We start from the raw sequence: 2,369 nt of genomic DNA, 5'->3' as shown, positions 1-2,369 counted from the left end.
CGCCACCACCACCGTGACCGCCACCACCGTGACCGCCCGGCGGCACATGGCCGCCGCCACCGCCGCCCAGGTGCGGACCCGGCTTCGGCACCGGCTTCGGCGCCGGGTTGTCGCCGCCGCCGTGGCCGCCACCACCGTGACCGCCACCTCCGTCACCGCCCGTCGGCACATGGCCGCCACCGCCACCGCCACGACCCGGCGGCGGACCCGGCTTCGGCACCGGCTTCGGTGCCGGCGCCGGATGATCGCCGCCATGGCCCGCGCCCACTCCCGCGGGCACACGGTCGTGCGACGGCGTACCGGCCGGATGCTGCGTCGCGCGCTCCGCCGCCGACGGCTCGACCGGGACCGGCTTCTGGCTCGGCTTGCCGTCCGGCAGTTCCATCCTGCCGTCGTGGTGGACGATCGAGCCGTCGGGCATCTTCACCGACGTCTCGGGGAGCCGGTACTTCCCCGTGCCGTTCAGGAAGTCCGTGTACGTGCCCTTGTAGACGTTCTTCATCCCGGACATCAGGTCGCCGACCTGGAGCTTGACGAATTCGCCCGCCTTGCCGACATACGTCATCGGGTCGACGAGCCGGCCCGTCTTGCCGAGGGCGTTCGCCACCTTCGCGGCAGCGCTCACCTTGCTCGCCGCACTGCCCGCCTCGCCCGCCTCGCCGGCCTTCGCCGCCAGGCTGCCCGCCTTGCCGAGCTTGAGCAGCGAACCGGAGCCGATGGTGAGGACGTTGAACAGGACCGTGCCGCCGGCACGGGTCGGGTTCTTGCCCCATTCGTCCCAGGCGACGAGCGACTTGCCGAAATCGCGGAGCGCCTTCTTCTGGCGGTCCGTGTCGCTGTGGTCCACCGGGCCGAACATCTTGTCCATGGCCCAGTCGTACGGGGTCATGATGTACGCGCTGACGCCGCCGAAGACGTCGCCGATACCGCTCCACGTCTTCTTGAACGTGTCCCAGTCGAAGACGTTGACCATGTTGCCGAGGCCCTTCAGGGTGCCCCAGACGCCATCGACGAAAAAGCCCTTGAGCGCGCTGCCCACGTGGTCCGTCGTCCAGTGCCAGGCGGCTTCCAGGCCCTCGTATTTGCGCTTGTCGACCTTGCCCCAGGGGGTGTCGTCGGCCTTGGCCGCGTCATCCGTGCTGAAGCCGTACATGCCCTTCTTGTGGGAGCCGTCGTCGACCGTCCACTTCGTGCCGCTGCCGGCCGCATCACTGATCTTGCCCGCGGCCTTGCGTTCGGCCTCCTGGAACTCGCCCCAGACCCGGCCCACTTCGTGGACCAGGCTGGCATTCTTGTCGACCTTGCTCTGGTCCTTCTGCCAGTCCTTCTTGCCCTCGACCGACTTGCAGAACGCCTCCGCCTGCGACTTCAGCTCCGCCATGCGCGAGACCAGCGGCCGCGCGTCGCTCGCGAACGTCGACAGGGCGCTGCTGACGGACTCCAGCTTCGTGGCGAACTTGTCCGCACCGTCCTGCACGGGCAGCGTCGTCGCGAACAGCTGCTCCGCTTCCGGAGCGGTGTAACAGGACTTGAGTCCCTGGAACTTGGTGTGAACCTCTCCGCCCGTCGAGCGGATGTCGGACGCAGCCTTCTTCAGCGTGCCCGCGTCCTTCTCCAACTGCTCCAGATCGCCGGAGAAGTCCGGAATGGAACTGACGTCGATCACTTGCCGTCGCCCTTTCCGTCCTTGCCGCCGTCCTTGCCCAGCGGCGGAAGCTTCGGCGCGCTGAGGGCGTCGTTCTGGGCGTCCTGCGCCATCTTCAGGTCACCGTCGATGTACTCCTCGGTGGCCTTCACGGCACCGCTGATCGACTTGCCCGCCCGGGCGGGCAGGAACTGCAGGTCCTTCATGGTGTTGTCCGCGAATTCCTGCAGTGCTGCCGCGACCGGGCCGGGAGTGCCGCTCTTGGGGGCGACCCCCGGGGCCATCGTGCCGGCGGACTTCGCCGCGCTCGCCATGCTGTTGCCGTAGGTCGTGAACTCGCCCTCGAACTTGCCCGCGGCTGTATCGGTGTCGCTGAGCACGGTGCGCACAGCTTCGACGTGAAGGTCCCAACCGGACACGAAATACCCCCGTATTTCCCTGAATTGCAGTGGTGCGTCGGCCGTCAGCCGATGCCGTCGACGGCGGCCTTCGCCTTCGCCAGCGTCGACTGCGCCGTGCCGTCGTTCTTCTCCATCGTCGTCCGGAGCAGATTGATGATCTGGCGGACCTCGTGCGCCGCACGCTGCCAGCGCAGTTCCTTGTCGTGGTACTGGTCCGAGACCCCGTCCGCCTGGAAGTCGGACATTGCCGCCTTCACCGCGGCATCGCGGTCGGTCAGGACCGACTCCAAGCGGGAGATGATGCCCTGCAACGAGCCCTGCAC

3 protein-coding genes are annotated in these 2,369 nt (G+C 68.2%); all 3 read right to left on the bottom strand.

The window, feature by feature from the left end; genetic code table 11:
• Nucleotides 1-1,666, bottom strand: a 1,666-nt coding sequence (locus HG542_RS33895; protein WP_171088236.1) for a hypothetical protein, incomplete at its 3' end; no start/stop codon positions are given.
• Nucleotides 1,663-2,064, bottom strand: a complete 402-nt coding sequence (locus HG542_RS33890; protein WP_227723579.1) for a DUF6507 family protein — start codon at nt 2,062-2,064, stop codon at nt 1,663-1,665. The genes HG542_RS33890 and HG542_RS33895, both read right to left, overlap by 4 nt.
• Before the next feature lie 44 nt (nt 2,065-2,108).
• Nucleotides 2,109-2,369: pore-forming ESAT-6 family protein (locus HG542_RS33885; RefSeq protein ID WP_176607266.1), on the bottom strand; the 261-nt coding region annotated here is incomplete at its 5' end.

This window comes from Streptomyces morookaense (assembly GCF_013030945.1).
Taxonomy (GTDB): Bacteria; Actinomycetota; Actinomycetes; order Streptomycetales; family Streptomycetaceae; genus Streptomyces; species Streptomyces morookaensis.
The sequence above is the reverse complement of the archived record's forward strand: the minus strand, read 5'-3'. Positions and strand labels throughout refer to the sequence as shown.